This window comes from Limnospira sp. PMC 289.06, from assembly GCF_032350395.1.
Taxonomy (GTDB): domain Bacteria; phylum Cyanobacteriota; class Cyanobacteriia; order Cyanobacteriales; family Microcoleaceae; genus Limnospira; species Limnospira platensis.
Genome location: NZ_JARPLC010000210.1, coordinates 84 through 4375, shown reverse-complemented (window position 1 = coordinate 4375; position 4292 = coordinate 84). Strand labels below are relative to the sequence as shown.

General features: G+C 45.2%; 6 protein-coding genes and 1 pseudogene (1 of these 7 only partly in view). 2 read left to right on the top strand and 5 right to left on the bottom strand.

What is annotated here, in order from left to right:
• The first annotated feature begins 154 nt into the window (after positions 1-154).
• Positions 155-601: a XisH family protein gene (locus tag P5674_RS23335; protein WP_006615842.1), complete on the top strand. Its 447-nt coding sequence runs from the start codon at positions 155-157 to the stop codon at positions 599-601.
• Positions 589-915 carry a XisI protein gene (locus P5674_RS23330; protein WP_014277084.1) on the top strand — a complete coding sequence of 109 codons (327 nt, stop codon included), beginning with the start codon at positions 589-591 and terminating at the stop codon, positions 913-915. The genes P5674_RS23335 and P5674_RS23330 overlap by 13 nt, the downstream gene beginning before the upstream one ends.
• A 117-nt stretch (positions 916-1032) precedes the next feature.
• Here P5674_RS23330 and P5674_RS23325 read toward each other — a convergent pair whose 3' ends face one another.
• From P5674_RS23325 to P5674_RS23305, 5 genes and pseudogenes are all read right to left on the bottom strand, one after another.
• Complete coding sequence (locus tag P5674_RS23325) at positions 1033-1380, bottom strand: XisI protein (RefSeq protein WP_006616022.1); 348 nt, start codon at positions 1378-1380, stop codon at positions 1033-1035.
• Complete coding sequence (locus P5674_RS23320) at positions 1356-1784, bottom strand: element excision factor XisH family protein (protein WP_006616021.1); 429 nt, start codon at positions 1782-1784, stop codon at positions 1356-1358. The genes P5674_RS23325 and P5674_RS23320 overlap by 25 nt, the downstream gene beginning before the upstream one ends.
• A 123-nt stretch (positions 1785-1907) precedes the next feature.
• Complete coding sequence (locus tag P5674_RS23315) at positions 1908-2474, bottom strand: hypothetical protein (RefSeq protein WP_315670333.1); 567 nt, start codon at positions 2472-2474, stop codon at positions 1908-1910.
• A gap of 78 nt (positions 2475-2552) precedes the next feature.
• The gene (locus tag P5674_RS23310) at positions 2553-3509 is read right to left on the bottom strand and encodes a GUN4 domain-containing protein (protein ID WP_315670332.1); all 957 of its coding nucleotides are present in this window, start codon (positions 3507-3509) and stop codon (positions 2553-2555) included.
• Between the two features lie 161 nt (positions 3510-3670).
• Positions 3671-4292 (bottom strand): annotated as a pseudogene (locus P5674_RS23305) (GUN4 domain-containing protein); its annotated part runs 83 nt beyond the window's last position; the annotation flags it as partial.

Below are 4292 nucleotides of genomic sequence, written 5' to 3'. Positions count from 1 at the left end.
TTTCATTAAGGGTTAATTCCCACTGTGGGAAAGTGGGGGACAAAATGCGATCGCCTTCCGGTAAAGACTGGATTGGTGCTATAATGATCTACAGCAACTCAAACTCAAACTGAAAATTAACTGGCTTGACTGTTCATCAAGCTATTAGGGGATTATGCCTCGAAGAGATACAACTCATAATATTATCAAACAAGCTATAATTAAAGATGGTTGGGAAATTACAGATGATCCTTATGTGATTTCCTATGGGGAGCGATTTTTATTTGTAGATCTGGGTGTGAGGCGATCGCATTTTCCGACGCAGCCAAAAGGATCTATTATTGGTGCCAGACGAGATCGGACCCGTATTGCCATTGAAATCAAAGAATTTAGAGGACTATCAGCGATCGCCGATTTAGAACAAGCGATCGGACAGTATAGTTTATATAGGCTGTTACTGAATGAAGTAGATCCGGAACGGCATATTTATCTGGGCGTTACGGATATCATATATGAGACAATCTTCAGTGAAACAATTGGTAAACTGGTGATTAATAAACTTCCTTTAAATCTCTTAGTGGTTGATGGTAAAAAAGCGGAGGTTAAACAATGGATACCATAACTCACGATCGCGAAATTGTCAAACAAGTTATCTGTGAATATGCACAACTGCGCCCATCTCATGGCGAGATTCGATTGGATACGGTATTTGATGAGAAACAAGAACATTATGCACTGATGCAAGTCGGTTGGGATCGAGGTAGACGAGTCCGAGGAAATCTCATCTATATTGTTTTGCGTGAAGGAAAAGTTGTGATTGAATATGATGGTATGGAAGCTGGAATTACTCAAGATTTGATGGAAAAAGGCATTCCTGAAAACCGCATTATTTTGGGGTTCTTGGAAGAATCTAATGCGGGGTGGGCTATGATATGATTTTCTATATTATAACTCACGAATGCCACTGGCTGTCAACACTTCATTAAGGGTTAATTCCCACTGTGGGAAAGTGGGGGAAAAAATGCGATCGCTCCGGGAAAAGGAATGATAAAATTATGCGATCGCATAGCCGGTATGTTCCCGAACTTGGGGAGGATGAAAGGCGAGGACAATGCAATCTTTGGGAACACCAGCGGCAACGAGTTCCCCGGTGATGCCATCTTCTATGCCATCGTAATGAATCCAAATTTTGGCATCGCGAATCTCGGCATGAACGATGCAACCGTGAACCCGACGATTATTTTCCCAGCCTTCGTGTACCAGCATAAAATGGTTGCCGTCCCGACTGACAATCAGGTAAGTCTTTACATCGCCATATCGATAGGGAATATCGGCATAATCTTGGAGAATTTTTTCCAGTAAATTGCGCCAATTATCTATAGGTTGAATTGTGGTTGCCATTGCAGGATTTCCTCACTATTTGGGTCGAAAACAATCATCCGAAAATCTGGTTCTTCTAAAAGCAGTTGTCCGGCTTCCTCTTGAAATAAAGTATCGAAGGTGTTCCGGCTAACCGCTAGATATAAACTGCGATCTGATTCTTTTTTTTGAAGTGCTCTGGCGTACAGAAAAAACTGTCCCCAGGCATTTTCCAGATCTTTGATTGGAGAAGGACTCAAAAAACTTTTAATTTCGACAGCGATTTTTTCATGATCTCGTTCGGCCGCAATTAGTTTTTCAGCCCCCAAATCGATAAAGGTCGAGCGTTCCCCGATCTTTAGAATCAGGGGGTCATCAGTGATTGTCCAACCATCTTTCATCAGAGCAATACAAACAGTATCATGATAAACATCTTTGGCGGGCATTAAATGCGTCCCATTTATATTAAATTTATGTCGGATAGCGACGGCGATCAATGTGATTTGGGTGGGCTATGATATGATTCTATATATTATAACTCACGAATGCCACTCGCTGTCAACACTTCATTAAGGGTTAATTCCCACTGTGGGAAAGTGGGGGACAAAATGCGATCGCTCTACTCCTGACATGGTAATGATGAACGGTGTTGACATTTCATTAACATTTTCATTGGTCAACGGTGTTGACATTTCATTAACGCACCCTACTCCTTCGTAGGGTGGGTTAGGGTAGCGTAACCCACCGCCAATTGAGAGTAGGAGTGGTGTTGACATTTCATTAACATTTTCATTGGTCAACGGTGTTGACATTTCATTAACGCACCCTACTCCTTCGTAGGGTGGGTTAGGGTAGCGTAACCCACCGCCAATTGAGAGTAGGAGTGGTGTTGACATTTCATTAACATTTTCATTGGTCAACGGTGTTGACATTTCATTAACGCACCCTACTCCTTCGTAGGGTGGGTTAGGGTAGCGTAACCCACCGCCAATTGAGAGTAGGAGTGGTGTTGACATTTCATTAACATTTTCATTGGTCAACGGTGTTGACATTTCATTAACGCACCCTACTCCTTCGTAGGGTGGGTTAGGGTAGCGTAACCCACCGCCAATTGAGAGTAGGAGTGGTGTTGACATTTCATTAACATTTTCATTGGTCAACGGTGTTGACATTTCATTAACGCACCACTAGGGACTGCCTGAAGTCGTTATATGCTACAGTTTACAAGTCTGTGCGCGACAGAAGAGTGCCACCCCACTTTCCAAAAAAACCCCCCAATACTCATCCATCGCCATTCCGGGGAGATGGCCCAGGGGAGCTGCCGCCGAAAACGTGCAATCAGACCATGATATATACGACCCATTCACTCGCCATCCCACCTCCCCGCAATAGCGCTCCCATATTGTATCACCTGGATAGCTTCCATCAGGCAATCCTCCACAATTGATGTAAATTTGCTTCTGGACACTAAACCCGAAGCGTCCCCTGCTGTGTTTGACCCAAAGACCATCGATGATTCGCAAATCCTCGCCGGGAAAGTTTTTGATATCATCGTTGTATAAATATCCCCCGGTTTTTCCCGCCACCCTCCACATCATCTTAGTCGTTTCTTCGTCGGCTGCTTTCCACTCACCTGATTTCAATAATCTGTCGAGTTCGCTATAGTCAAAACCAGAAGAAGACACGATGGGAGTAATGTCTGCCACGGCTTCAGTTATCGACTTGAGTTGAGATGCGATCGCTTCATTCTGCGATTCTAGCTGTGATTGGGATTGAGATGCGATCGCTTCTATCTGAGATTCTAGCTGTGATTGGGATTGGAGTTGAGAAGATGCGATCGCTTTATTCTGGGATTGGAGTTGAGATGCGATCGCTTTATTCTGGGATTGGAGTTGTGATTGAGATTGGGTAAAACCGTCAATTTTCCGGGTCATTTCATCTAACTGAGACTGCACTTTAGAGACCATCAACTGTGCGGACTCTACCTGAGACTGAGACAATTGCCAAACCCGCTTGGCTGCCGCAATGCGTTTTTTCTCCTTCTCCAAAAACCCCGACGGTATCCCACCAATTATAGGGGGATAGGGTGTCAGGTCATAACCACACACCGAACAGGTTTCGACCTCATTTGGTGTATATTCGGTTTCACAAACGGGACATTTCGCCATCATTCTCAACCCCGACAAATCGCCGCCACCGGGCGGGGGGAAACCCGGCTTTATGCTATGATAACCCACCGAGAGGAACTAGAAACCGGGTAGAAACGGACATCTTTCGGATTTACCCATAACCCTGATAGAAACCGGGTTTCTTCACCTGAAGTGCTTATATGCTACAGTCTGCAAGTCTCTGCGCGAGAGAAGAGTGCTAACCTACGCCTTACCAGTCCCACACCAAAACCCAACCACCAACCAACCCCAACAAAACGGGCGGGAAGATGGCCCAGGGGAGCAGCCGCCGAAAACGTGCAATCAGACCATGATATATACGACCCATTCATTCGCCATCCCACCTCCCCGCAATAGCGCTCCCATATTGTATCACCTGGATAGCGTCCATCAGGCAATCCTCCACAATTGATGTAAATTTGCTTCTGGACACTAAACCCGAAGCGTCCCCTGCTGTGTTTGACCCAAAGACCATCGATGATTCGCAAATCCTCGCCGGGAAAGTTTTTGATATCATCGTCGTCTAAATATCTCCTAGAGGTTTTTCCCGCCACCCTACACATCATCTTAGTCGTTTCTTCGTCGGCTGCTTCCCACTGGCCTGATTTCAATAATCTGTCGAGTTGACTATAATCAAAACCAGAGGATGAAGACACGATGGGAGTAATGTCTGCCACGGCTTCAGTTATCGACTCGTCGAGTTGAGATGCGATCGCTTGACTCTGGGATGGGAGTTGAGATGCGATCGCTTGACTCTGGGATGGGAGTTGAGATGCGATCGCTTGA